Origin of the sequence: Nocardioides ungokensis (genome assembly GCF_013466985.1) — a bacterium.
GTDB lineage: Bacteria > Actinomycetota > Actinomycetes > Propionibacteriales > Nocardioidaceae > Nocardioides > Nocardioides ungokensis.
In genome coordinates this window covers 24,188-49,186 of record NZ_CP059164.1, presented here as the reverse complement: position 1 = coordinate 49,186, position 24,999 = coordinate 24,188, and the positions used below count along the sequence as shown (strand labels likewise).

At 72.0% G+C, this 24,999-nt stretch carries 24 protein-coding genes, 1 tRNA gene and 2 pseudogenes; 18 read left to right on the top strand and 9 right to left on the bottom strand.

Going from position 1 to position 24,999, the window contains the following annotated elements:
• The first annotated feature begins 96 nt into the window (after positions 1-96).
• Positions 97-468, top strand: coding sequence for an HNH endonuclease signature motif containing protein (locus H0S67_RS26310; RefSeq protein ID WP_281368931.1), 372 nt, complete (start codon positions 97-99; stop codon positions 466-468).
• Positions 469-511: 43 nt separating this feature from the next.
• Here the strand turns inward: H0S67_RS26310 and H0S67_RS26305 are convergent, their stop codons facing one another.
• Together H0S67_RS26305 and H0S67_RS00245 are read right to left on the bottom strand one after the other, a co-directional pair.
• Positions 512-1,987 carry a fatty acid desaturase gene (locus H0S67_RS26305; RefSeq protein WP_180934973.1) on the bottom strand — a complete coding sequence of 492 codons (1,476 nt, stop codon included), beginning with the start codon at positions 1,985-1,987 and terminating at the stop codon, positions 512-514.
• 109 nt (positions 1,988-2,096) lie between these two features.
• Entirely contained in the window at positions 2,097-2,627 is a 531-nt protein-coding gene (locus H0S67_RS00245) for a DUF4232 domain-containing protein (protein ID WP_180934972.1), read from the bottom strand.
• Between the two features lie 108 nt (positions 2,628-2,735).
• Here H0S67_RS00245 and ppgK point away from each other — a divergent pair, with 108 nt between their 5' ends.
• Positions 2,736-3,497 carry a polyphosphate--glucose phosphotransferase gene (ppgK, locus tag H0S67_RS00240; protein ID WP_180934971.1) on the top strand — a complete coding sequence of 254 codons (762 nt, stop codon included), beginning with the start codon at positions 2,736-2,738 and terminating at the stop codon, positions 3,495-3,497.
• A 6-nt stretch (positions 3,498-3,503) separates the two neighbouring features.
• Here ppgK and H0S67_RS00235 read toward each other — a convergent pair whose 3' ends face one another.
• From H0S67_RS00235 to H0S67_RS00220, 4 genes are all read right to left on the bottom strand, one after another.
• Entirely contained in the window at positions 3,504-3,941 is a 438-nt protein-coding gene (locus H0S67_RS00235; RefSeq protein ID WP_180934970.1) for an SRPBCC family protein, read from the bottom strand.
• A gap of 53 nt (positions 3,942-3,994) precedes the next feature.
• Positions 3,995-5,374: an NAD-dependent malic enzyme gene (locus H0S67_RS00230; protein ID WP_180934969.1), complete on the bottom strand. Its 1,380-nt coding sequence runs from the start codon at positions 5,372-5,374 to the stop codon at positions 3,995-3,997.
• A 115-nt stretch (positions 5,375-5,489) separates the two neighbouring features.
• Positions 5,490-5,960 carry an SRPBCC family protein gene (locus H0S67_RS00225; RefSeq protein ID WP_180934968.1) on the bottom strand — a complete coding sequence of 157 codons (471 nt, stop codon included), beginning with the start codon at positions 5,958-5,960 and terminating at the stop codon, positions 5,490-5,492.
• Positions 5,957-6,457, bottom strand: a complete 501-nt coding sequence (locus H0S67_RS00220) for a glutathione peroxidase (RefSeq protein ID WP_180934967.1) — start codon at positions 6,455-6,457, stop codon at positions 5,957-5,959. The genes H0S67_RS00225 and H0S67_RS00220 overlap by 4 nt, the downstream gene beginning before the upstream one ends.
• Positions 6,458-6,624: 167 nt before the next feature.
• Here H0S67_RS00220 and H0S67_RS00215 point away from each other — a divergent pair, with 167 nt between their 5' ends.
• Complete coding sequence (locus tag H0S67_RS00215) at positions 6,625-6,810, top strand: hypothetical protein (RefSeq protein WP_180934966.1); 186 nt, start codon at positions 6,625-6,627, stop codon at positions 6,808-6,810.
• Here H0S67_RS00215 and H0S67_RS00210 read toward each other — a convergent pair.
• Complete coding sequence (locus H0S67_RS00210) at positions 6,791-8,080, bottom strand: MFS transporter (protein ID WP_180934965.1); 1,290 nt, start codon at positions 8,078-8,080, stop codon at positions 6,791-6,793. The two genes, H0S67_RS00215 and H0S67_RS00210, sit on opposite strands and share 20 nt — an antisense overlap.
• Positions 8,081-8,134: 54 nt before the next feature.
• Between H0S67_RS00210 and H0S67_RS00205 the strand changes: the two genes are divergently transcribed.
• The 5 genes and pseudogenes from H0S67_RS00205 to H0S67_RS24035 all read left to right on the top strand — a co-directional run bounded on the left by H0S67_RS00205 (position 8,135) and on the right by H0S67_RS24035 (position 11,803).
• A complete protein-coding gene (locus H0S67_RS00205) occupies positions 8,135-8,812 on the top strand; it encodes a response regulator transcription factor (protein ID WP_180934964.1) in 678 nt (225 codons plus the stop codon).
• A gap of 133 nt (positions 8,813-8,945) precedes the next feature.
• Positions 8,946-10,283, top strand: coding sequence for a sensor histidine kinase (locus H0S67_RS00200; protein WP_246354993.1), 1,338 nt, complete (start codon positions 8,946-8,948; stop codon positions 10,281-10,283).
• A 72-nt stretch (positions 10,284-10,355) separates the two neighbouring features.
• Entirely contained in the window at positions 10,356-11,018 is a 663-nt protein-coding gene (locus H0S67_RS00195; RefSeq protein WP_180934963.1) for a DUF4956 domain-containing protein, read from the top strand.
• 165 nt (positions 11,019-11,183) lie between these two features.
• Positions 11,184-11,342: pseudogene (locus H0S67_RS27665) on the top strand (VTC domain-containing protein); the annotation flags it as partial.
• Between the two features lie 272 nt (positions 11,343-11,614).
• The gene (locus H0S67_RS24035; protein WP_246354992.1) at positions 11,615-11,803 is read left to right on the top strand and encodes a hypothetical protein; all 189 of its coding nucleotides are present in this window, start codon (positions 11,615-11,617) and stop codon (positions 11,801-11,803) included.
• Positions 11,804-12,742: 939 nt separating this feature from the next.
• Here H0S67_RS24035 and H0S67_RS00185 read toward each other — a convergent pair.
• The gene (locus H0S67_RS00185; protein WP_180934962.1) at positions 12,743-13,297 is read right to left on the bottom strand and encodes a Dps family protein; all 555 of its coding nucleotides are present in this window, start codon (positions 13,295-13,297) and stop codon (positions 12,743-12,745) included.
• A 113-nt stretch (positions 13,298-13,410) separates the two neighbouring features.
• On the opposite strand from H0S67_RS00185, the gene H0S67_RS00180 reads away from it, so the two are divergent.
• From H0S67_RS00180 to H0S67_RS00170, 3 genes are read left to right on the top strand one after another with little or no spacing between them, the layout of a single operon-like run.
• Entirely contained in the window at positions 13,411-14,364 is a 954-nt protein-coding gene (locus tag H0S67_RS00180; protein ID WP_180934961.1) for an ABC transporter ATP-binding protein, read from the top strand.
• Positions 14,361-15,233: an ABC transporter permease gene (locus H0S67_RS00175; RefSeq protein ID WP_180934960.1), complete on the top strand. Its 873-nt coding sequence runs from the start codon at positions 14,361-14,363 to the stop codon at positions 15,231-15,233. The genes H0S67_RS00180 and H0S67_RS00175 overlap by 4 nt, the downstream gene beginning before the upstream one ends.
• Position 15,234: 1 nt before the next feature.
• Positions 15,235-15,999, top strand: a complete 765-nt coding sequence (locus H0S67_RS00170; protein ID WP_180934959.1) for a hypothetical protein — start codon at positions 15,235-15,237, stop codon at positions 15,997-15,999.
• Between the two features lie 77 nt (positions 16,000-16,076).
• Here H0S67_RS00170 and H0S67_RS00165 read toward each other — a convergent pair.
• A tRNA-Leu gene (locus tag H0S67_RS00165) sits at positions 16,077-16,160 on the bottom strand.
• 181 nt (positions 16,161-16,341) lie between these two features.
• Between H0S67_RS00165 and H0S67_RS00160 the strand changes: the two genes are divergently transcribed.
• From H0S67_RS00160 to pknB, 7 genes and pseudogenes are all read left to right on the top strand, one after another.
• Positions 16,342-17,052, top strand: coding sequence for an FHA domain-containing protein (locus H0S67_RS00160; RefSeq protein ID WP_180934958.1), 711 nt, complete (start codon positions 16,342-16,344; stop codon positions 17,050-17,052).
• Positions 17,045-17,524, top strand: a complete 480-nt coding sequence (locus tag H0S67_RS00155; protein WP_180934957.1) for an FHA domain-containing protein FhaB/FipA — start codon at positions 17,045-17,047, stop codon at positions 17,522-17,524. Before H0S67_RS00160 ends, H0S67_RS00155 begins: the two co-directional genes overlap by 8 nt.
• 6 nt (positions 17,525-17,530) lie before the next feature.
• Complete coding sequence (locus tag H0S67_RS00150) at positions 17,531-18,841, top strand: PP2C family protein-serine/threonine phosphatase (RefSeq protein WP_180934956.1); 1,311 nt, start codon at positions 17,531-17,533, stop codon at positions 18,839-18,841.
• A 3-nt stretch (positions 18,842-18,844) separates the two neighbouring features.
• Complete coding sequence (locus H0S67_RS00145) at positions 18,845-20,266, top strand: FtsW/RodA/SpoVE family cell cycle protein (protein WP_180934955.1); 1,422 nt, start codon at positions 18,845-18,847, stop codon at positions 20,264-20,266.
• Positions 20,263-21,725 (top strand): annotated as a pseudogene (locus tag H0S67_RS00140) (peptidoglycan D,D-transpeptidase FtsI family protein). Before H0S67_RS00145 ends, H0S67_RS00140 begins: the two are co-directional and overlap by 4 nt.
• Entirely contained in the window at positions 21,722-23,191 is a 1,470-nt protein-coding gene (locus H0S67_RS22950; protein WP_246354991.1) for a serine/threonine-protein kinase, read from the top strand. The pseudogene H0S67_RS00140 and the gene H0S67_RS22950 overlap by 4 nt, the downstream one beginning before the upstream one ends.
• Entirely contained in the window at positions 23,191-24,993 is a 1,803-nt protein-coding gene (gene pknB, locus H0S67_RS00130; protein ID WP_180934954.1) for a Stk1 family PASTA domain-containing Ser/Thr kinase, read from the top strand. Before H0S67_RS22950 ends, pknB begins: the two co-directional genes overlap by 1 nt.
• Positions 24,994-24,999 lie beyond the last annotated feature (6 nt).

The following is a 24,999-nucleotide window of genomic DNA, read 5'->3' as shown; positions in this document are numbered from 1 at the left end:
CCTCGAGGCTCCAGCAGAGATCGACTGGGCCACCCTCGGCACCGCTGGCCTGCCGTCACCGACGACGGGCTGGAGCTCACCCCCGCGGTCGTCGGGATGGCCTGCGACGCCGACCTCATCCCCATCGCCCTCGGCACCCAGGCGAGGTGTTGGACGTCGGCCGCACCAGCCGACTGTCACCCCCGCGATCTGGCGGGCCCTGGTCTGCCGCGACGCCACTGCGCCTTCCCCGGCTGCACCAGACCCCCGGTGATGGGCCACGCCCACCACATCGTCCACTGGGCCGACCACGGAGAAACCAGCCTCGAGAACCTGGTGCTGCTCTGCGGCCACCACCACCGCACCATCCACCACACCCCCTGGCAGGTCCGCCTCAACCCGACCGACGGAAAGCCCGAGTTCCTCCCACCCCAGCGACCCGGCGCACCACCACCGACCTGGATCCGAAGCAGGCGACGGCGGGAGTGATCTGATCTGGGAGACCCGGCACCAACCGGCAACCGCCGGACTGTCAGGCGACGTCGCGCTCGAGCCGCACCGGCTCGAAGTCGACCTTCTCCCGCACCCCGCAGTCCGGGCAGCACCAGCTGTCCGGGATGTCCGCCCACGCGGTCCCGGCGGCAAACCCCTCGTGCTCGTCGCCGGCAGTGACGTCGTACACGTAGTCACAGCCGGGGCAGCGCGCCGCCATCACCTCGTCGACGGCGACTCCCGAAGCGGCGTCCGTGCCGCCGCCCACGGCAGAACCGGAAGCCGGCGGCGGGTAGGCCGCGAGGATCCGGTCGCGCTTGCGAGGGCTCAGGTTGGCGCGGCTCAGGTCGCCGTCGAAGTGCGCGAGCACCCGCGGGTCCATCACGCGTCGCCAGATCGCGGGCACGATCGCAAGCACGATCATCCCGGCGTAGCCGGTCGGCAGCACCGGGGACTCCTCGAAGTCACGCAGCGTCTGGTAGCGCCGGGTGGGGTTGGCGTGGTGGTCGCTGTGGCGCTGCAGGTGGTAGAGCAGCACGTTGGTGGCGATGTTGTTGGAGTTCCACGAGTGGGAAGGGTCGACGCGCTCGTAGCGCTGCCGCTCGCCGACGCCGACCTTCTGACGGAGCATCCCGTAGTGCTCCATGTAGTTGACGACCTCGAGCAGGGAGAAGCCGACGACGGCCTGGACCACGAGGTACGGCAGGATCCCGACCCCCAGCCACGCGACCAGGGCGCCCCACAGCACCGCCGACATCACCCAGGCGTTGAGCACGTCGTTGCCGAGGCGGAACGGGTGCTGCTTGCGGCGGGCGTAGCGGCGCTTCTCGAGGTTCCACGCGCTGCGCAGCGAGCCGAGGACCGTGCGCGGCCAGAACTGGTAGAAGTTCTCGCCCACCCGGCTGCTGGCCGGGTCCTCGGGGGTGGCGACGCGCACGTGGTGGCCGCGGTTGTGCTCGATGTAGAAGTGGCCGTAGAAGCTCTGCGCCAGGGCGATCTTGGACAGCCAGCGCTCGTGGCTCTCCCGCTTGTGGCCGAGCTCGTGGGCGGTGTTGATGCCGATCCCGCCGATGCAGCCGATGGAGACGGCCAGGCCCAGCTTGTCCAGCGTCGAGAGGTCGGAGCCGCCCATCCCGCCGTGACCGATCAGCCACATCGCGCCGAGGAAGCCGGCGTACTGGATCGGCAGGAAGAGGTAGGTGATCCACCGGTAGTAGCGGTCCTTCTCCAGCGCCTCGATCACGTCGTCCGGCGGGTTGGAGCGGTCGAGGCCGGCGACCAGGTCGATGGCGGGTACGACGACCAGGATCACGATCGGGCCGATCCAGAACCACACCCCCCACCCGGTGAGCGCCCACATCCCGTAGCCGATGAAGGCCAGCGACGGCACGACCAGGCCGATCAGCCACAGGTAGCGCTTCCTGTCCTTCCACAGCTCGGTCGAGCCGCTCGGGACGGTGCTGTTCGCGACGGTGCTGCTGGTGACGGTTCTTGTCACGGGGGTCGTCGGTGTCATCACGTGACCTTCCTGCCGAGAGGTTTACACGACCATAGGGTTTGTAAACCTCATTGACAAGAGGGTGTGGTTTGTAAACTCCGGTCAGGGACAGGTCGAGGGCCGGGGCTCAGTGGGAGAGCCGGGTGCCGTGCGGGCGGAACTTCTTCGTCGTGCAGACCATCGCGTCCAGCGGCAGGCGGTGGAAGCCGGGGATGCCGGCGAGCCGCACCCGGAAGCCGGTGGCGTGCCGGGCGTGGCACTGCGCCGCCGGGACCGGACCCGGGTCGACCCAGGACAGGACCGAGCGCACGGTCTGGCTGGCGTGGATCACCACGGGTGCCTTGCTCGGGTCGAAGCCGGGGTTGCGCGCAGAGCGGAAGCCGATCAGGCCGGTCCGGTTGAGGAAGTGGTAGCGGGTCCACCCCGGGGTGGAGCACGCGTGGGCAGACGAGTTGGTCACCCGGACCGTCTGGAAGCGCGAGCCGGCCGCGCCTTCGAGCCTGCCCTTGGTCACCGTCAGCAACGCGTTCGTGCAGGCGGGGGCCGCCCGGGTCGCGGCCGGAGCGGCGCCCGCCGCGGTGGACGTGCCGCTCGAGACCAGCCCCGACAGGGCGATCGCTGCCGCCGCAAGCGCGGCGGCGAGGTGCTTGGCGGACATCGTGAACCCCTCCTCCCGGCCCCGCGCGGGGCCGACGCGATCAGGCAAGCACGACCTCACCCGCCGCGACAGTTGCTTTGGTCCCCCCGGAACCACGAGATTGGGAGGATGACGACCAGCGACCACCCCGTGGGCATCGACTTCGGCGGCTCGGGCATCAAGGGCGCGCCCGTGGACGTCGAGCAGGGCGACTTCACCGCCGACCGCGTCCGGATCCCCACTCCGCAGCCCTCCAAGCCCGATGCCGTGGCCGAGGTGTTCGCGGAGCTGCTCACGAAGTTCCCCGACTGTCACGGCCCGGTCGGCGTGACCGTGCCCGGCGTGGTCCGTCACGGGGTGGTCCACTCGGCCGCCAACATCGACAAGGGCTGGCTCGGCGCCGACGCCGACGCCCTATTCACCGAGGCCACCGGCCGCGACGTGCACGTGGTCAACGACGCCGACGCCGCCGGCCTCGCCGAGGTGCGGTACGGCGCGGCGAAGGGCCGCAGCGGCCTGGTCATCGTCACCACGCTCGGCACCGGCATCGGCTCCGCCCTTGTGTACGACGGGGTGCTGGTGCCCAACTCCGAGCTCGGCCACCTCGAGGTCGACGGCCACGCCGCCGAGACGCGCGCGGCCAACAGCGTGCGCGAGGCCGAGGACCTCTCGTGGGAGAAGTGGGCCAAGCGGCTCACGAAGTACTACCGCGAGCTGGAGCGGCTCTTCTCCCCCGAGCTGTTCGTGGTCGGCGGCGGGGTCAGCAAGAAGGCGGGCGAGTTCCTGCCCCTGCTCGACATCGACACCGAGATCGTGCCCGCCACCCTGCGCAACCACGCCGGGGCGGTCGGGGCCGCGCTCTACGCCTGGGAGGAGTCGGGCAAGGGCTGACCTCGCTCAGGCCTGCGCCTCGGCCAGCGCCTTCAGCCGGGTCATCGCGTCGAGCGTCTGCTTCGGCAGCGAGCGCTTGATCATGGGCGTGAGGAGCTTGCCGAAGCCGTGGGTGCGGATGTCGATCTCGTGGGTGAGCGAGGTCTGCTCGCCCATGGCCGCGGTCCGGAAGTCGATGGTCACGTCCATCGTCTTGTCGACGAAGTGCATCGTCAGGTGCCGGCCGGCCTCCCGAGCAGCGATCGCCCCGTCCATCGTCCCTGACCGGCCACCCTGCTGGTAGTGGTAGCGGAGCTTGGTCCCCGCCTGGTTCGGCCCCTCGGTCAGCTTGTCGATCCCCGTGCAGCGCGAGAGCCACTCGGGGGTACGGTCGGTGTCGTCGAGGATGGCGAACACGGCCTCGGGGGAGGCGGCGACGGTCTCGGTGTGTGCGAACGAGGGCATGGCGCCAGTATCGGCCCCCGGTCACTCAGTTCGCGCACCTCAGTGCGCGCGGCTCAGTCGGCGGTGCCGCGGATGGCCGCCGCGACCGCCTTCGGCACGTCGGGGTGGAAGACCGTCGGGATGATGAAGTTGGGGTTGAGCTCGTCGTCCTTGACCACGTGCGCGATCGCCCTGGCCGCGCGCAGCAGCATCTCGACGGTGATCTCGTGGGCCCGGGCGTCCAGCAGGCCGCGGAAGACGCCGGGGAAGGCCAGCACGTTGTTGATCTGGTTGGGGTAGTCAGAGCGCCCGCTGGCCACGACCGCGGCGTACTTCTCGGCCTCGGCCGGGTCGACCTCCGGGTCCGGGTTGGCCAGCGCGAAGACGACCGCGTCGTCGGCCATGTCCTTGATCCACTCGGCCTTGAGGATCTTCGGGGCGCTGACGCCGATGAAGACGTCCGCGTCGGCGAGCACGGTCTGCAGGTCGCCGCGCACCCGGCGCGGGTTGGTGGCCTTCGCGAGCTCCAGGTGGGCGGGCGCGAGGCTGTCGTCGTCCGCGGAGAGCGCACCGGCTCGGTCGACGACCACCACGTCGGTGACGCCCGCGGCGAGCAGCAGCGTGACGATGGCCGTGCCGGCCGCGCCGCCGCCGGACACCACGATCCGCACGGCGGGGAGGTCCTTCTTCACCACGCGCAGCGCGTTGGTCAGCGCGGCGAGCACCACGATCGCGGTGCCGTGCTGGTCGTCGTGGAAGACCGGGATGTCGAGGCTCTCGCGCAGCCGGCGCTCGATCTCGAAGCAGCGCGGGGCGGCGATGTCCTCGAGGTTGATGCCGCCGAAGCCCGGCGCGATCATCTCGACGGCGCGGACGATCTCGTCGGTGTCCTGGGTGTCGAGGCAGATCGGCCAGGCGTCGATGTCGGCGAAGCGCTTGAACAGCGCGGCCTTGCCCTCCATCACCGGCATCGCCGCGCCGGGGCCGATGTTGCCCAGGCCGAGGACGGCCGAGCCGTCGGTCACCACCGCGACCGTGTTGCCCTTCGTCGTCAGCCGCCACACGTCCTCGGGGTGCTCGGCGATCGCCATGCTCACCCGGCCCACGCCCGGGGTGTAGGCCATCGACAGGTCGTCGCGGTTGCGCAGCGGGACCTTGGAGGAGACCTCGATCTTGCCGCCGAGGTGCAGCAGGAAGGTCCGGTCGCTGGTCTTGTAGACGTGCACCCCCGCGACCAGGTCGACCGCCTGCTCGAGCTCGTGGGCGTGGTCGGCGTCGCTGGCCGAGCAGGTCACGTCGACGACGAGCCGCTCGTGGCTCGACTCCGCGACGTCGATGGCGGTCACGATCCCGCCGGCCTGCGCGATCGCCGTGGCGACCGCTCCCACCACTCCGTGGTCGGGCGCGGTGTGCAGGCGCATGGTGATCGAGTACGACGAGGTGGTGGCGGCCATGGTCGAACCATCCTCCGAGCCCGTGGTTACGTTCAAGTCACCTGCGACCGCAACGACCGAAACGCCGCACCCAGCCCGCACCCACACCGAACCCACACCGCACCCCGGGCGGGGCTCAGCGGGCGACGCCGAGGTGGTCGAGCAGGTTGTGGGAGAAGCGCTGGCCCATCGTCGCCATCACGCCCTTCATGGTGGTCCTGACGGCCGGGCCCGAGACCCGGGGCAGGGGCAGCTCGACGGACACCTCGAGGCTGGTGGCCAGGTGGGTGCCCCCGTCGGCGTCGGTGAGGTCGTACCAGCCGTGCACCCCGGTCCGCTCCTGCTTCCCGGCGGGCGGGTCGTGGCGGAACTCGATGCGCTCGAGGTCGGTGAAGGTCATCCGCTCGGTGAACGCCGAGGCGACGCCGACGCCGAGCACCTCCAGGCTCGTCATCTCCCAGAGCCAGTGCTCCCCGTCGGCCTCGATGCTCTTCACGAACGGTGTCATCCGGGCCACCAGGGCCGGGTCCGTCAGTGCCGCCCAGATCTCGTCGCGTCCGGCCCGCACCACGGCCTGGGCGTCGGTGCGCGCGGCGAAGCGGTTCAAGCCGCCTCCTCGCCGGTCCGCTCGAGCGCCGACTCGATGTCGGCGGCGATCTTCTCGGGTGCGGTGGTGGGCCCGTAGCGCTTCAGCACGCGGCCACGGTGGTCGACCAGGAACTTGGTGAAGTTCCACTTGATGCGGCTGCCGAGCAGGCCGCCCTTCTCCGAGCGCAGCCACGCGAAGAGCGGGTCCGCCCCGGCGCCGTTGACCTCGACCTTGGCGAACAGCGGGAAGGAGACCCCGAAGTTGCGCTCGCAGAACGCGGCGATCTCGGCCTCGGTCCCCGGCTCCTGGCCACCGAACTGGTCGCACGGGAAGCCCAGCACGCTGAAGCCGCGTGCGGCGTACGCGTCGTGGAGCTCCTGCAGCCCCTGGTACTGCGGGGTGAACCCGCACTGGGAGGCGGTGTTGACGACCAGGACGACCTGACCGGAGTAGTCCCCGAGGTCGACCTGTTCGCCGTGGATGCTGCGGACGGAGAAGTCCGAGAGGGTCGGCATGTCCTCGAGTGTGGCAAAGGGTTGGTCAGCCGGCCGTGACCAGGCTCACCGCGAGAAAGTTGCGCGGAACATGTTTCAGCAGGGCGCATTTCGAGCACGTACCTGTTACGCACAGCCGGCTCGACCGTTCAGACCGGCCGGCCCGAAAACCGAGGAGCAGACCCGAGATGTCGTTCGTCGCCGTGTTCACCGCAAGTGCCATGGGCTTCACGCTTCTCGTGCCGATCCTCATGGTCGTCGTGCTCCTCGCCTACAGCGCGCCGGCGCGGCGGGCGGTCCGCCTGGGCACCGACACCGAGGCCGGCACCTCGGGCGACACAGCCGACCGCGACCTCACCCGTCTCGCCGCCTGAGCACCACGACCAGCAGCACCAGCGACGCCACCTGGCAGGCGCCGAGGACCACGACCAGGTCCCACCGGCCGCCGCCGTAGAGCGCTCCCGCGAGCAGGCCACCGGCCAGCGCTGCCGCACCCTGCCAGGCCGCGAACACGCCGTACGCCGTCGCCAGCCGCGGCGCGGGCACCAGGTCAGCCACCAGGGCCTTGACCGTCGAGTCCTGCACGCCCACTGCGGCCCCCCAGATCAGGACGCCGACCAGGGCCACCGCCAGCTGGTTCGCCAGCGCGAGCAGCGGCACCAGCGCCACCAGGAACGGCAGCACCAGCAGCACCCGCGGACCGACCCGGTCGTACCGGAGCCCGGTCGCCAGCGCCGAGACCGCCTCGACCGCCATCGCGACCGCGTAGACCACCGGCACCAGCGCCGGCCGGACCAGCCCGGCGTCGCTGAGGTGGAAGCCGATCAGGCCGAACGTCATCAGTCCCAGGGTGCTGGCCGCGCACGACAGCGCGAACAGGTGGAACTCGCGCGGCAGCCGGTGCCGCCCGGCGGCGACCGCTGTCGACGTCGGAGCCGCGCCCGCCGGCGGGGCCGGGACGTCGAGCGCCACGTCGGCCTCGCCGGACCCGGTCTCGAGCGAGGCGGGCTCGGGGGCGTCGTACACCCGCATGTCGGGCACCCGCACCCGGATCACGGCGAGCAGCACCATCGCGGCGACCGCAGGGACCGCGAGCGCCGCCAGGCCGGCCCAGGTGTGCGTCGTCAGGGCGACCACGCCGGCCACCAGCAGCGGCCCCGCGAACGCCCCGACCTGGTCGAGCGCCTTGTGGACCGCGAAGCCCTTGCCGCGCCCGACGGAGCGGGCGGCGTGGGCGAGCAGGGCCGACTTCGAGGGGCTCCGCACGGCCTTGCCGGTCCGCTCCAGGAGCACCATCGTGGCCCCGAAGGCGAGGCCCACGCCGCCGAGGAACGGGGCGACCGCCATCAGCGGCACGCACACCGCGGTCATCCCGTAGCCCACGATCGTCAGCGGCCAGTAGGCGCCGCTGCGGTCGGCGAGCGGACCGAACACCAGGCGCAGCACGAGCGCGGCGGCCTCGCCGGCGCCGGTGACCACCCCGACGACCAGGGCCGAGGCCCCGAGCGAGGCGAGGTAGGGCCCGGTGATGGAGCGGGCACCCTCGTAGACCATGTCGGCGGACAGGCTGACGATGCCGAACCAGATCACCGTGCGCCACGGCGACCACACCGGGAGCGTCGCTCTCGCGGGCGTCGTCTTCATCGGACCCTCACGGTCCGGACGCTACCGTCGAGCCGTGACCCAGCAGGCAGCGCCGTGAGGGTGCTCGTCGCCGAGGACGAGCCCCGGCTCGCGGCACTCCTCGACCAGTCCCTCACCGAGGCCGGCTGGCAGGTCGAGGTCGTGGGCGACGGCCGCGCGGCCTACAGCGCCGCCCTGGGCGAGACGGCGTACGACGTTCTCCTGCTCGACTGGATGCTCCCGGGGCTGGAGGGCGTGACCGTCTGCCGGCGGCTGCGCGAGGCGGGGGTCCGCACGCCGGTGCTGATGCTCACCGCCCGGACCACGGTGCCCGACCGCGTGGCGGGGCTGGAGGCCGGCGCCGACGACTACCTGGTCAAGCCGTTCGACCTCGACGAGCTGATCGCCCGGCTGCGGGCCCTGCACCGGCGGGCGGCCGGGGACGACGAGCAGCCGCTGCGGGTGGGCGACCTGGTGCTCGACCCGGCCTCCCGCCGCACCACGCGGGGCGAGGTGGAGATCGAGCTGTCCGCCCGCGAGTTCGACATCCTGCGGCTGCTCATGGAGCGCGCCGGGCGCCTGGTCACCCGGTTCACCATCCTCGACGAGGTCTGGGACGGCGAGACCGACCTGCGCAGCAACGTCATCGACGTCCACGTGGCCGGCCTGCGGGCCAAGATCGACCGGCCGTTCGGGACGAGCACGATCACCACGCTGCGCGGCGCCGGCTACCGGATCGACCCCGCCCCGTGACCGACCGGCCCCCGCGCACCACCCGCCTGCGGCGCCGGGTGGCGAGGCTTCCGCTGCGGGTCCGGCTGGTGGCCGGCTTCTCGGCGACCATGCTGCTCGTGCTCACGCGCGGGGGGCGTTCGTCTACTGGCGCGTGCAGTTCGCGCTGGACCGGCAGCTCAACGGCGACCTGTCCGCGGACACCCGGCTGCTCACCCCCCTGATCAGGCCGAACGGCCAGCTGGTGCCCGACGTGAGCCAGGTCGTGGGCAGCGAGCTCTACCAGGTCCTCGACCGGGACGGGCACGTCCTCGCGGCCAGCCCCACGCTCAACGGCCGGGCCCTGGTGTCCCCCCGGACGGTGCACACCGCCCTGGACGGGCCGGTGCGGCAGGACATCGGCGCGCTGCTGCCCACCACCCGGGACCCGCTGCGGGTCTACGCCACGCCGCTGCCCGGCGCGGCCGGGCAGGACGCCGCGGGCCAGAAGGCGGCCGTCCTCGTGGTCGCGGTCCGCCGCGACCACCGCGACGAGGCGCTGCTCGAGCTGCTGGCCCAGCTCGCGGCCGCCGGCCTCGGCGCACTGCTGGCCACGGCCGTCGTCGGCGACCTGCTGGCCCGCTTCGCGCTGCGCCCCGTCGAGCGCTACCGCGCCCAGGCCGCCGACATCGTCGCGGGCGCGTCGGGGGTCCGGCTCGAGGTGCCGCCGGGTCGCCACGACGAGGTGACCCGGCTCGGTGACACCCTCAACGCCATGCTCGACGCGCTGGAGGAGGCCGTCGAGCGCGAGCGGCGCTTCGTCAACGACGCCAGCCACGAGCTGCGGACCCCGCTGACCCTGCTCACCACGCGCCTCCAGCTGGCCCGGCGGCGCACCCGCTCGGTGGCCGAGCACGAGGCGGTCCTCGCCGAGATCGAGACCGACGTCGTACGCCTCGTGAAGCTGGCCGAGCACCTCCTCGAGGTCGGCCACGACGCCCGGATCGACGAGGTCGGCTGCGACCTGGCGCCGGTCGCCGCCGCCGAGGTCGCCCGACGCAACGCGCTCGCCCGTGCCACGGGTCGCGGCCGGTCCGCGATCACCATCACCACCGCGCCGGCGCCGGTCCCCCTGTCCGAGGCGGCCGCCGGGCAGCTGGTCGGCAACCTCCTCGACAACGCCGTCAAGCACGGCGCGGCCCCGGTCGCCGTGGCGGTCGACCGGGTCGGCGAGTGGGGCCGGCTGCGCGTGACCGACGCCGGCCCCGGGATGGACGCCGAGCTGCTCGCCACGGCCACCCGCCGCTTCACCCGGGCCGCGAGCTCCCGGTCCCGCGAGGGGTTCGGCCTGGGGCTGTCACTGGTGGAGAGCCTGGTCACCCGGGCCGGCGGGCAGCTGCGGCTCTGCTCGTCCGGACACCACCAGCAGTACGGCGCCGCGCCTGCTGCCGAGGAGATCCCCTGCGACCACGGCGGTGAGATGACCGTCACGGTGCTGCTCCCCACCACCTGAGCCGGACTTCATCGGCACTTCACGTTCCGTTCATAGCGTGGCCGCCGTTCCGTCCCGCGAAAGGTGTTCTCCATGCTCTCGAACCTCCTGTCGAGCGTGCTCGGCAACCTCGGAGGTCCCGCCCGCCTCGGTCTGGACGTGCTGTCGATGCTGGTGCTCGTCGGCGTGCTCTACCGACGCCGCGCGGCCGCCCCCGAGATGACGCTCGTCTTCACCGCCCTGAACATCGGCCTCTTCGCGGCCGTGTCGGCGATCGGCGCCGGCGACTTCCCGACCGGCATCGGCTTCGGGCTGTTCGGCCTGCTCAGCCTGGTCCGGCTGCGCAGCGCGGCCTTCACGCTCAAGGACGTCGCCTACACCTTCGTGGCCCTGATCCTGGCGCTGGTCAACGGCCTCCCGGAGCGCAACTTCGCGATCGTCGTCGCCCTCGACGTGGTGCTGCTGGTGGCGATCTGGCTCACCGACGAGTCCCGGGTCACCCGGCCGACGCGGATCATGCGGATCACCCTCGACCGGGCCCTCACCGACTCCGACGCGGTGACCGCCGCGGTCCGCGAGCGGACGGGCCTCGAGCCGGTCGGGCTGACCGTCGACGAGGTCGACTTCGTCCGCGACACCACCCGGGTCCGGGTGCGCGTGACGGTCGAGGACACCTGGTGGGCGTGGAACGACGCCCAGACCGTGACGGCCCGCGCCGACGCCGCCGAGAGCGAGGCCGCCGCCGATGCCCGCTGAGCGCCCTTCCTCCGCTCCTGACCCGCTGGACGTCTCGGACCGGGCCACCGTCGGCCTCGACGAGGTCGTCGCCGAGGCGGCGAACCTGACCCGCGTGGACCGCAAGTACCTCGTCGACCGGCGGTCGCCGAGTCGTTCCTGGCCGGCCTGCCCGCGTCGTTCCGGGTGCTCGCCATCGACGAGCGCCGCACCACGTCGTACTGCTCGGTCTACTTCGACACCCCGCGCCTCGACGCCTGCCGCGACCACGTGCAGCAGCGGCGCCGGCGCTGGAAGGTGCGCAGCCGGATGTACGTCGAGGACCAGCTCTGCCGCTTCGAGGTGAAGACCCGCGACGGCCGCGGCGGACCCACAAGAGCGTCACCGCCAGCCGCCCCGACCAGCACGGCCTGCTCGGCTCCGACGAGGCGGCGTTCGCCACCGGCGTCCTGTCGAGCGCGGTGTCGACGTCGACGTGTCCTCCCTGGTGCCGTCGATGCGGGTGGACTACCAGCGGCTGACGCTCGCCGACACCGACGCCTCGCTGCGGGTCACCCTCGACTGGGGCGTGGACTGCACGCTCGACGGCGGCCGGGTGTGGGTCGACGAGGAGTGGGGTGCTGGTGGAGACCAAGGGCGGGTTGCGGCCCTCGTCGGCGGACGCACTGCTCGGCTCCCTGGGTGCGCGGCCGCGCTCCTTCTCCAAGTACGTGTCCGCGGCGTCGCTGCTGCGCGACGACATCCCCGACAACGACGTCCGCCGGCTGCGCGGGCACCAGCTGCACCTCGAGGAGGCCACGGCATGACCACGAGCACCGACACCTCGGCACCCGAGACCCAGCGGACCGGCCCCGGCACCGGGGGCGGCGCGACGACCGGCGTCACGCGCCGGCCGCGGCGACGCCGAAGGTTCACCGTCGTCGCCGTGGTCGCGGTCCTCGCCGTCCTCGGCGGGGCGGTCGCGCCGTGGGCGTACGACACCTTCGTCAACACCTCGGCGAAGGACCGGATCGAGGCCGACCCGCCGCCCACGCTGTTCTCCGACTCGGCCATCCGGCCGATCGAGCACCGGGTCGACGCCCAGCCGGCCCGGGCCAGGCGGCTGATGGCCGACTGGTGGCAGCAGCACGGCTCCACCGCCGACGACGCGGCCTTCGTGTCCTGGCTCGAGCAGACCCTCCCGAAGCCCCCGTCGCCCGCGCGCCGCGCCAAGGAGATCAAGCAGGTGCAGGCGATCGACAGGACCCGCACCAGCGCCGGCGTCGCGGCCGCGACCTGGCTGGAGGCCTACGGCAAGAACGACGTGTGGCAGCTGGCCGCCCACGACCAGGCCGAGATGCTGCCCGGCACCGCCGGCGACGCGCTGAAGAACCACGTCGACGACGCCATGAAGATGGCCAAGGACGTCGCCGACACCCTCGGCACCAGGGACCAGCAGTCGGCGCCGTACGTCGTCGATCCCTCGCTGCGGACCGACAAGACGGTCAACCCGGGCGACGTGTGCCCGTGCTCCTACCCGTCCTCGCACGCCGCCGAGGGAGGCGCCGCGACGACGTACCTCATGCAGACCGACCGCACGGGCCTCGGACTACCGGTGGATGCTGGGCGAGATCACCTGGTCGCGCGTCTACATGGCCGGGCACGTGCCCAGCGACATCACGGCGGGTGCCCTGCTCGGCGACATGATCGGGGAGTACTTCCTGGTCACCCGCGGCGGGATGCCCGTCCCGAAGGCCTGAGCCGGCTCAGTCGGCGGCCCGCGCGGCCGCCGACTCGGACGTCGCGCCCTCGGTGGAGAGGTGGCCGCCCTTGTCCTCGAGGTGCGCGCGGACGAACCAGTGGAAGAGCTCGAGCTGCTCGGTCTGGGCGATGAACATGTCCTGGGTGACCAGGTCGAGCTCGTCGAGCTCCTTGATCCCGGCGCGGTAGCTGGTGATCACGCCCTGGTAGACGAGGTCGAGCGCGCCGAGGTGCTCCTGGGTGGTGGCGCGACCGAGGCTGTACTCGTCCCAGGAGCGCTCGGCGACCAGCGCGCCCGGAGTGCCCTTGGGCGAGCCACCGAGGGTGGCGATCCGCTCGGCGAGGTCGTCGGCGAAGCCACGCACGGCCTCGACCTGGGGGTCGATCATCTCGTGCACCGAGATGAAGTGCGGGCCGACGACGTTCCAGTGGACGTGCTTGAGGGTCAGGTGGAGGTCGTTGGCGGCGTGCAGCCGGCCCTGGAGCAGCTCCACGACGCGGACCGCGTCCTTCTCGTCGATGCCGGGGGTGGTGAAGTGCAGGGTGGTGTTGGAGGCCATGGACCATGCGTACCCGGCCGATCAAGCCGGAAACGCGGTTGCCTGTCGCGCCCGCCACACGAGCCGCGCGCGGCTTCATCGTCCCCTCATGCAACACCGCCTAACGTCCGCCCATGACCACACAGCTCGCAGTCGACGCCGTGGGCGTGACCAAGGCCTTCGGGCAGGTCCGCGCGGTGGACGACGTGACCATCCAGGTGGCACCCGGGGAGGTGTACGGCGTGCTCGGGCCCAACGGTGCGGGCAAGACGACCTTCCTGCGGATGCTCTTCGGCCTGATCCGCCCTGACGCCGGGACCATCCGCGTCTTCGACAAGTCCTGGGACTCGGACGGTGTCGGTGTCCTCGACGGGGTCGCCGGCTTCATCGAGTCCCCCGGCTTCTACCCCTACCTCACCGGCCGGCAGAACCTCGAGGGCCTTGCGCTGCTCGACGGCGGCGCCCGCCCCGGCCTCGTCGAGGAGGTCCTCGAGGTCGTCGACCTCACCGACCGGGCCGACCGCAAGGTCGGCGGCTACTCCTACGGCATGCGCCAGCGCCTCGGCGTGGCGGCGAGCCTGCTCCGCGAGCCGCGGCTGCTGGTCCTCGACGAGCCCGCCAACGGACTGGACCCCGCCGGCATCCGCGACATGCGCGCGCTGGTCAAGCGGCTGGCCGCCAGCGGGCTGACCGTGCTCCTGAGCTCGCACAACATGGACGAGGTCGAGGAGATCTGCGACAACGTCACGATCATGAACCGCGGCGGCGTGGCCTACCACGGCAGCATCACCGACCTGCGGGCCATGGCCCCCGACCCGGGACACCTGCTCGACACCAACGACAACGCGGGAGCCCGTGCGCTGGCAGCCGACCACCCCGGCATCGAGGTCGAGCGGGCCGAGGACGGGCTCACCGTCGTCGGCCAGGAGGCCGCCGACGGGCTCACCGTCGTCGGCCAGGAGGCCGCGGTCGCGGCGTACGTCGCCGACGTGGTCCGCTCGGGCATCGTGCTGCGGGTCTTCACCCCCACCCGAACGCCGCTCGAGGCGCTCTTCTTCATGCTCACCGACCAGGAGGTGGCCGCATGACCGCGACCTCGACGTTGCCGACCACCGCACCCGTGAAGGCCGGCACGCCCGGCCGTCCCGGCCTCGGCGCCACGATCCGGTGGGAGCTGCGCAAGCTGCGCGCCCAGCACCGCACCAAGGCCGTCCTGCTGGGTGCGCTCCTCGGACCCGTTCCGATCGCGCTGGTGATCCACGCGCAGGGGCGACCACCGAAGGACACCCTGTTCGGCCGCTACGCCACGACCAACGGGTTCGCGCTCTCGCTGCTGATCCTCGGCTTCGCCGCCCAGTGGGTGCTGCCGCTGCTGATCGCCGTGGTGGCCGGTGACATCTTCTCGAGCGAGGACACGCACGGCACCTGGAAGACCGTCCTCACCCGCTCCGCGAGCAGGGCACAGCTGTTCACGGCGAAGACGGTGACGGCCGTGGGCTTCGCCGTGCTCACCCTGCTGGTGCTCTCGGCCTCCACGATCGCGAGCAGCGTCCTCGTCGGAGGGCACCAGGCCCTGACCGGCCTGGGCGGCCAGCTGATCGCCCCCTCGACGGCGCTGAAGCTGGTCGGCGCGAGCTGGCTGACCACGATCCCGCCCACGATCGGGTTCGCCTGCCTGGCGATCCTGCTCTCCGTCTGGTCGCGCAGCTCCGCCGTCGGCATCGCCGCACCCGTCGTCATCGGCATGGTGATGCAGCTCGTCGGTGCGATGGGCGGCGTCGAGGCCCTGCGGCCCTTCCTGCTGACCACGCCGTACGAAGCCTGGCACGGCCTGCTCAGCGCGCCCCGCTTCACCGGGCCGCTCGTCGAGGGCCTTCTCACCACCGGGGCGTGGGCGGCGGTCACCCTGGCCGTCTCGTTCGCCCTGCTCCGCCGTCGCGACATCACAGGAGGCTGACATGCGACGCTCCATCATCACCGCCGCGGTCGTCCTGCTCGTCCTCGCGGGCCTGGGCTCCGTCGCAGTCGCCACCGGCGGCGGCAGCACCGTGACCAGCGCCCGGCTCGAGCGGTCGCTGACCGCGTCGTTCTCACAGGTCTACAGCCAGCAGGCCCGGCTCCTCGGGCACCGTGGCGTGACGCCCGCCTCGCTGCACGCGAAGGCGATGTGCGACAACGGCGGCAGCAACGTCGGCCCCGGGTCGAGCTGGAACTGCCTGATGAGCTTCCACGACCCCAGCAACCCCATGCCCACGACCGGCTACGGGAAGTTCGAGCTCAACGTGCACAGCAACGACTGCTACACCGCCGGCAGCCCGAGCACGCTGGTGGGGTTCCAGACCATCACCGACAAGCAGGGCCGCACGGTCAACAACCCGGCGTACGAGTTCGACGCGTGCTTCGACCCGGGCTCGTCGAACGAGCCCACCGGCGTGACATTCCCCTCGGCGCTGACGATCACCACCACGGCGCTGACCCCCGACCCACAGGGGCGGGCCACGGTGGCCGCGCTGTGCGGCACCGGCGCCGACGGGTGCGTCGGCTCGATCGAGGTCACCACCCACGGCAAGAAGCTGGGATCGGTGCCCTTCCACCTCGCCGAGAACGAGACCGCCAAGCTGACGCTGCCGCAGCTCCCGCCGGGGACGAAGGAGGCGGACCTCGCCGTGACCTACCAGCAGGGCGTCGGCTCCAGCGGGACGACCCTCCCCGTCCAGGGCTGAACCGGCAGCACCGTTGAACCAGCAGCACCGTGGAAATGCACGAGGACCCCGGCCGGAGCCGGGGTCCTCGTCACACGTGCGCGAGGGGGGAGTTGAACCCCCACGTCCTTTCGGACACACGGACCTGAACCGTGCGCGTCTGCCTATTCCGCCACTCGCGCGTGATGCGGCGCTCACGTTATCCCAGCGTCCTCGACATTCCCAAACCGGCCCGAGGGCCCTGCACCACCGCCTGTGCCGGCCCCGTTACGATCGGTCGCGAACCCGCCGAGCAGGCTGGGCTCGTCGGCCTGCCGTGGTCGAGGCGGCCGGCTCGGCCGAGGACGAAGGGAGGCGGGCAGCGTGAGCGGACTGTCACGGTTCGAGCACAAGCTGGAGGAGATGATCTCCGGCGCCTTCGCGCGAGCGTTCCGCTCCGCGGTGCAGCCGGTCGAGATCTCGGCCGCGCTCCAGCGCGAGTGCGACAACAACGCCCAGATCCTCTCCCGGGACCGGCGCATGGTCCCCAACGACTTCCACGTCGAGCTGGCGCAGACCGACCTCGACCGCCTCTCGCCGTACGACTCCGCGATGGGTCAGGAGCTGGTCCGGCAGCTGCAGGAGCACGCCGACCAGCAGGGCTACACGTTTCCGGGCCCGGTGACGATCGAGTTCGAGGCCGCCGAGGACCTCACCACCGGCCGGTTCCGCATCCGCAGCCGGGCACAGGCCAGGGTCACCGGCCACTCGACCGCCACCCAGGTCGGCCGGGCCCGCGCGGTCGTGGAGATCAACGGCACCCGCCACCCGCTGCAGCCCCCCGGCCTGGTCGTCGGCCGCGGCACCGAGGCCGACGTCCGCATCAACGACCCCGGGGTCAGCCGCCGGCACATCGAGTTCATCGTCGAGCCGGGCGAGCACCACCGGATCGAGGTGCGCGACCTCGGATCGACCAACGGCATGCAGGTGGACGGCCACCGGGTCACCCACACGGGCGTGCGTGACGGCAGCCTCGTCAAGATCGGCAACACCACGATGACGGTCCACGTCATCGAGGAGGAGACGGATGTCTGAGCTCACCCTCTTCCTGATCCGGGTGGCCTACCTGGCGATCCTCTGGATCTTCGTGCTGTCGGCCATCTCGGTCATCCGCTCGGACATGTTCGGCGCGCGTGTGCCCGAGGCCGCGCGTGGGGCAGCCGACCGCAGCCGCAAGCAGTCCAAGCAGGCGCAGCCGCCCAAGCGGCGGCGCGGGGCGCCGACCCACGTGCTGGTCACCGAGGGCGCCAACTCCGGTGAGCGCGCCGAGCTCGAGCAGGCGCCGATCCTGATCGGGCGCGGCAACGACGCCGCGATCCGCCTCGACGACGACTACGTCTCGACGCGGCACGCCCGGATCGCCGCCTCCGGCGACCAGTGGTTCGTCGAGGACCTCGGCTCCACCAACGGCACCTACATCGGCAGCGTGCGCATCACCCAGCCCACCACGATCACCCTCGGCACCCAGGTCCGCATCGGCAAGACGATCCTCGAGCTGCGGAAGTAGCCGCGCATGACCCAGCCGAGCACCGAGACCGACCTCAGGGCGACCACGCCGCTGCGGCTCCACTTCGCCGCGATCTCCGACGTGGGCCGGGTCCGCAAGGACAACCAGGACTCCGGGTACGCCGGCCCGTGGCTGCTCTCCGTCTGCGACGGCGTCGGTGGCGCCGCCCGCGGCGACATCGCCTCCGCCACCGCGATCCAGCAGCTGCGCAAGCTCGACGAGCCGCCGACCGAGGACCTGCTCGGCCAGGTCGCCGGCGCGCTCCACCGCGCCCACGACCGGATCGGCGAGCTGGTCGACGAGGACCCCTCTCTCAACGGCACCAGCACCACCGCCACCGTGGCGCTCTTCGACGGCACCCGGCTCGGGATGGGACACGTCGGGGACAGCCGCGCCTACCTCTACCGCAGCGGCGAGATCACGCAGCTCACCAAGGACCACACCTTCGTCCAGAGCCTCATCGACGAGGGCCGCATCACCGAGGAGGACGCCCGCGTCCACCCGCACCGCAACCTGATCCTCAAGGCGCTCGACGGGATCCACGAGACCGAGCCCGACCTCTTCCACATCGGCCTGGCCGCCGGTGACCGGGTGCTGCTCTGCAGCGACGGCGCCTCGGGCGTGCTCGACGACGGCCGCCTGGCCGACATCCTCTCCACCGGCGGCCCCGACTTCGCCGCGGTCGAGCTGGTGCGCGCGAGCCTCGAGGCCGGCAGCTCCGACAACGTCACCTGCATCGTCGCCGACGTCGTGGACGGCAGCACCCCCGTCGAGTCCGACGAGCCGATCCTCGTGGGCGCCGCCGCCGAGCTGCGTCGACGCAGCCGCAGCTCCAAGGGCAGCCTCTTCCGCGGGCACCGCTCGGGCGACACCGGCGAGCTGGAGCCGGTCGCCGCCGAGATCCCCGACGACGTCCCGTTCGCGATCTCCAACGACCCGCTCGACCCCGAGCAGGCCCGCTACGCGCCCCGGCCGCCCCGGCGGTTCGTGTGGCTCAAGGGACTGCTGGCCGCGATCGTCGTCATCGGCATCGGCTGGATCGCCCTGGCCGGGGCGTACTCCTGGAGCCAGCAGCAGTACTTCATCGGCGAGCAGGACGGCAGCGTGGTGATCTTCCGCGGGCTGAACGCCGACCTGCCCGGCGTCTCGCTGTCCTCGCCGTACGAGACGACCGACGTGCGGGTCGACAAGCTCTCCGACTTCGACGCCGGCAAGGTCCGCGAGGGCATCGACGCCGGCAGCCTCGACGCGGCCCGCCGGGCCGTGGACAACCTCGCCAACAAGCAGCTGGCCTCCGGCACGGGTGGGGGGAGCTGAGACATGCCCCAGAGCAACGGCTCCTTCCTCGGGTTCGTGCACCGGCTCCCGGGTCGCCGGGGTGCCGAGCTCTTCCTGCTGATCCTGGCGCTGTTCGTCGGCATCGGCGCCTACGCCGCGGTCGGCCTCGGGGTCCAGGGCGAGGTGCCCGCCGACATCGTCGGGTACGGCGGCTGGCTCGCGCTGCTGGTCATCGGCTGCCACGTGGTGGTCCGCTTCGTCGCGCCGTACGCCGACCCGGTGCTGCTGCCGGTCGTGGCCGCGCTCAACGGACTCGGGCTCGCGGTCATCCACCGTCTCGACCTGGCCTACGCGGCCGACGGCAGCGACGCGACGCCCTCGGGCTTCGCCCGCCAGCAGCTGATCTGGATGACGCTCGGCGTGCTGCTGTTCATCGGGACCCTGTTCGCGCTGCGCGACCACCGGGTCCTGCAGCGGTTCACCTACACCAGCGGCCTCGCCGCGATCGTGCTGCTCCTGCTGCCGATGCTCCCCGGCATCGGCGCCACCATCAACGGCGCGCGGATCTGGATCCACCTCGGCCCGTTCAGCTTCCAGCCCGGCGAGGTCGCCAAGGTGCTGCTGGTGATCGCCTTCGCCGGCTACCTGGTGCTCCACCGCGAGGCGCTCGCGCTGGCCGGACGGCGGGTGCTCTTCGTCGACCTGCCCCGCGGCCGCGACCTCGGCCCGATCCTGGCGATGTGGCTCATCAGTCTCGGCATCCTGGTCTTCCAGCACGACCTCGGCTCCAGCCTGCTGTTCTTCGGCCTGTTCCTGATCGCGCTGTACGTCGCGACCGAGCGGCCGGGGTGGCTGATCGTCGGCGGCGGCCTGTTCCTGATCGGCGCGCTGGCGGCGTACAAGCTCATCAGCCACGTCACCCTGCGCGTCGACGTCTGGCTGCACCCGATGACCTACTACGACAAGAGCCCCGGCAGCTTCCAGCCCGTCGAGGCGATGTTCGGGATGGGCTGGGGCGGCCTGATCGGCCGCGGCTTCGGCGGCGGGAGCCCCGAGCGGGTGCCCTACGCCAACTCCGACTTCATCATCAGCTCGATCGGCGAGGAGCTCGGCCTCACCGCCGTCATCGCCGTGATCCTGCTCTACGGCCTCATCGTCGAGCGGGCGCTGCGCGCGGCCCTGGTGTGCCGCGACGGCTTCGGCAAGCTGATGGCCACCGGCCTGGCCGCGATCTTCGCGCTCCAGGTGTTCGTCGTCATCGGCGGCGTCACCAGCCTGATCCCGCTCACCGGGCTCACCACACCGTTCCTCTCCTACGGCGGGTCCTCGCTCGTCGCGAACTGGGTGATCATCGCGTTGCTGCTCCGCATCTCCGACCAGGCCCGGCGGCCCATCCCGGACCTCTCCGGTCCCGACGAATCCGCCGACAGCGAGACCACCCAGGTGGTGAAGCTCACGCCATGAACAAGCCGATCCGCACGATCTCGATCTTCTGCCTGCTGCTCTTCCTCGCGCTGATGGTCAACGCGACCTACCTGCAGTACTACAAGGCCGGAGCGCTGGACAAGGATCCGCGCAACCGCCGGGTCATCGCCGCGTCGTACTCCCGCGAGCGGGGGGCGATCCTGGTCGGCCGCGACCCGGTCGCGCAGAGCGTGCCCAGCAACGACCAGTACAAGTTCCAGCGCAAGTACCCCCAGCCGTTCAAGTACGCGCCGCTGACGGGCTACTTCTCCTACTACAGCCAGACCGGCATCGAGCACTCCCAGAACGAGGTGCTCTCCGGCGACGACTCGCTGCTCTTCGTCAACAAGCTGGTCGACCTGGTCAGCAACAACGCCACCAAGGGTGGCAGCGTCGAGCTGACCATCAACCCGGCGGCGCAGACCGCGGCGTTCAACGGCCTCACCCAGCTGGGCGCCGGCGTGCAGGGCGCCGTGGTCGCGATCGAGCCCACCACCGGCAAGATCCTGGCGCTGGCCTCGACGCCGAGCTACGACCCCAACCAGCTGGCCAGCCACGACCTCTCGGAGGTCAGCCAGGCCTACGACAAGCTCAACAAGGACCCGGCCCAGCCGACGGTCGACCGGGCGATCCAGACCGTGCTGCCGCCGGGATCGACGTTCAAGCTGGTCACGGCCGCCGCCGCGCTCGAGAGCGGGAGCTACAGCCCCGACTCGCGGGTCCCCGGAGGCACCACGCTCGACCTCCCGCAGACCACGCACGACCTGCACAACGAGAACGGCTCGAGCTGCGGCGGCAGCCAGATCACGCTCACGCAGGCGCTCGACGTGTCGTGCAACGTGACCTTCGGCTGGCTCGGCCTGCAGCTCGGCGCCGACCGGCTGCGCTCGCAGGCGGAGAAGTTCGGCTTCGGCCAGCACTACCTCGACGACCTCTCGCCGCAGGCGATCAGCCGGTTCCCGCAGGGTGACCTCGCACCGCCGTACACCGCCCTCTCCGCGATCGGCCAGTACGACGTGGCCGCCACCCCGCTGCAGATGGCGATGGTCTCGGCCGGCATCGCCAACGGCGGCACCGTGATGAAGCCCTACGTCGTCGACGAGGTGCAGTCGCCGGAGTTCGACGTGCTCGACAAGACCCAGCCGTCGGAGTTCTCGCAGGCGATCTCCTCGCAGACCGCGCGCGACCTGACCACGATGATGGAGTCGGTCGTCCAGAACGGCACCGGCACCGCCCCCAGATCCCGGGCGTGGCGGTCGCGGGCAAGACCGGCACCGCGCAGAGCACGCCGTCCCGCCCGCCGTACGCGTGGTTCACCTCCTTCGCCCCCGCCGACGACCCGAAGGTCGCCGTCGCCGTGCTGGTGCAGTCCAGCAGCACGACCCGCAGCGAGATCGCCGGCGGCCTGCTGTGCGCTCCCATCGCCAAGGCCGTGATGGAGGCGGTGATCCAGCAGTGAGCAACGGGGACGCTGAGGGCTTCGGCTTCGCCGACGACGCCCGGCGCTACCGGCTGGACTCGCGCATCGCGACCGGCGGCATGGGCGAGGTCTGGCGCGGGACCGACACCGTGCTCAGCCGCGAGGTCGCCATCAAGCTGCTCAAGCACGAGTACGCCGACGACGCGTCGTTCCGCTCCCGGTTCGAGACCGAGGCCCGCCACGCCGGCTCGCTGCACCACCCGGGCATCGCGGCGGTCTTCGACTTCGGCGAGGGGATCTCGTCGGACGGGTCGGGTTCGCCCCGGCCCTATCTCGTGATGGAGCTCGTCGACGGCCAGCCGCTGTCTGACCTGCTGCGCCCCGGCGAGCCGATGGACCCCGAGGTCGCCCGCGACCTGCTCGCGCAGGCGGCCGCCGCCGTCGGCGCCGCCCACGCGGCCGGGATCGTGCACCGCGACATCAAGCCGGCCAACCTGCTGGTCACGCCCAATCGCGAGGTCAAGATCACCGACTTCGGCATCGCGCGCGCCGCCGAGGGGATGGCACTGACCCAGACCGGCCAGGTGATGGGCACCCCGCAGTACATCTCGCCCGAGCAGGCGCGCGGCACCACCGCGGTCCCCGCCTCGGACGTCTACGCCCTCGGGGTCGTCGCGTTCGAGTGCCTCGCCGGGCGGCGCCCGTTCGTCGCCGACACCCCGATCGCGACCGCCCTGGCCCACCTGCGCGAGCCGGTGCCGCCGCTCCCGCCGGAGGTGCCTGCAGACCTCGCCGCCGTCGTCCGCAAGGCGATGGCCAAGGAGCCCGGCGAGCGGTACGTCGACGGCGCGGCGTTCGCAGCGGCCCTGCGCGACCCGGCCACGGCCGCCACCGCGCTCGTGATGCCCCCCGGCAGCATGGCCACCGACACCGGCAGCACGCAGGTGATGTCGGGTGCAGCGGCTGCCGCCGGTCTGGGCGCGGCCGACGCGTCCACCACCGGCCCCGTGGACGGCCCGTCCCACGCGGGCCCGCCGAAGCGCCGCCGTGGCGCCCTCTGGCTGCTGCTCGGCGGCGTCGTGGTGCTCGCGCTGGTCGTGATCGGCTTCCTGGTCTTCGCCAACCAGGGTGACCAGGCGAACCCGACCGACAACCCCACCAAGCACCCCTCGCGCACCCACAAGCCCCACTCGCCCTCGCCGACACAGGCGGCACCGACGACCGCCGCGCCACCCACGAGGTCGGCGAGCCCGACCACGACGCCTTCCTCGAGCCCGACGACGACTCCGTCCTCGACGCCCACCACGGCGTCGCCCTCGGCGACCTCGACCTCGCCGAGCGCGCCGGTGACCTCGTCGAGCAGCGCCCCGGCCCAGACGACGACCACGACCGCCCCGGCGTCGCAGGCGCCCCCGACCGGTCCCACGACCTCTCCGAGCGCGGCAGGGCCAGCCGCTGCCAGCCGCGCCCCCGCCCCCGGCAACGACGGAAGGAGCGCCCGCTGATGAGCAACCCCCAGCCGACCGTGGTCGGCGGACGCTACGAGCTCGGCGAGCTCCTCGGCCGCGGCGGGATGGCCGAGGTCCGCAAGGGCATCGACACCCGGCTCGGACGGGTCGTGGCGGTCAAGCGGCTGCGCACCGACCTGGCCAGCGACGCGACCTTCCAGGCCCGGTTCCGCCGGGAGGCCCAGTCCTCGGCGTCCCTGAACCACCCGGCCATCGTGGCGGTCTACGACACCGGCGAGGAGCTGTCGACCGACGGCTCCGACGTGGCCCAGCCCTACATCGTGATGGAGTTCGTCGCCGGCCGGACGCTGCGCGACATCCTGCGCGAGGGCCGCAAGATCCTGCCCGAGCGTGCCCTGGAGATCACCAGCGGCGTGCTTTCGGCGCTCGACTACAGCCACCGCGCGGGCATCATCCACCGCGACATCAAGCCCGGGAACGTCATGCTCACCCCGAGCGGCGACGTGAAGGTGATGGACTTCGGCATCGCCCGGGCGATCAGCGACGCCTCCTCGACGATGACGCAGACCGCGGCCGTCGTGGGGACCGCGCAGTACCTCTCGCCGGAGCAGGCGCGCGGCGAGACCGTCGACTCCCGTTCCGACGTCTACTCCGCCGGCTGCCTGCTCTACGAGCTCCTCACCGGCCGGCCGCCGTTCGTCGGCGACAGCCCGGTGGCCGTGGCCTACCAGCACGTGCGGGAGCCGGCCTCGCCGCCGTCGGACCACGACACCGACCTGCCGCCCGAGATCGACGCGATCGTGATGAAGGCGCTGGCCAAGCGGCTCGAGGACCGCTACCAGTCGGCGGCCGCGATGCGCAGCGACATCGAGCGCTACCTCGCCGGTCGCCCGGTGCACGCCGTGGTCCCGCCCGCGTCCCAGACGACCGTGATCCCGCCGGTCGACCCGCCGGCCGACGCCACCTCGGTGCGGCCCGCCGTACTCCCTCCTGACGACGACGAGGGCCGCAGCCGCACCGGCCTGTACGTCGCCCTGGGGCTGCTGCTGGTGCTGCTGATCGCCGGCGCGGCCTACCTCCTGCCGCGGCTCTTCGAGCAGCCTCCGCAGCAGGTGCAGGTGCCGAACCTGATCGGCCTCACCGAGAAGCAGGCCCGGTCCGCGATCGGCGATGCCGGCCTCGGGGTGGGCAAGATCGACTTCCAGTCCGACCAGGACGTCGCCAAGAACAAGGTCATCAGCCAGGACCCCAACCGGGACCAGTACGTCGACCCCGACACCCGTATCGACTTCGTGGTCTCGACCGGCAAGCCGCTGGCGACCGTGCCCTCGGTGGTGGGGCAGGACAAGAACGCCGCCAAGGCGGCCCTGCGGAACGCCCACTTCAAGGTGATCCTCCAGCAGACGAACTCCGACGAGCCGGCGGGCCAGGTCATCTCGACCAACCCGGCCGGCGGGGAGAACGTGCCGCAGGGCACCACCGTCACGGTGTCCTTCTCCGACGGGCCCGAGCAGGTGCCCAACGTGGTCGGCATGAAGCAGGCGGACGCCGAGAAGGCGATCCGGGCCGCCGGCTTCCAGCCCGACGTGGTGGAGTCGTCCAGCACGACCGAGCCCAAGGGCACGGTGATCCAGCAGAGCCCGAAGCCCGGGCAGACCGCCGCCCAGGGCTCGACGGTGACCATCCTGGTCTCGTCCTTCGAGGCTCCCTCGGAGTCCCCGTCACCGACGACCTCGTCGCCCTCGCCGACACCCCCGCTGCCGAGCGGGTCACCGACCCTGCCGCCCTCGGGGCGCACCCAGTCGTTCGGGCTGCCGCCGGGGCGGGCCACCGGCTGACCCGGT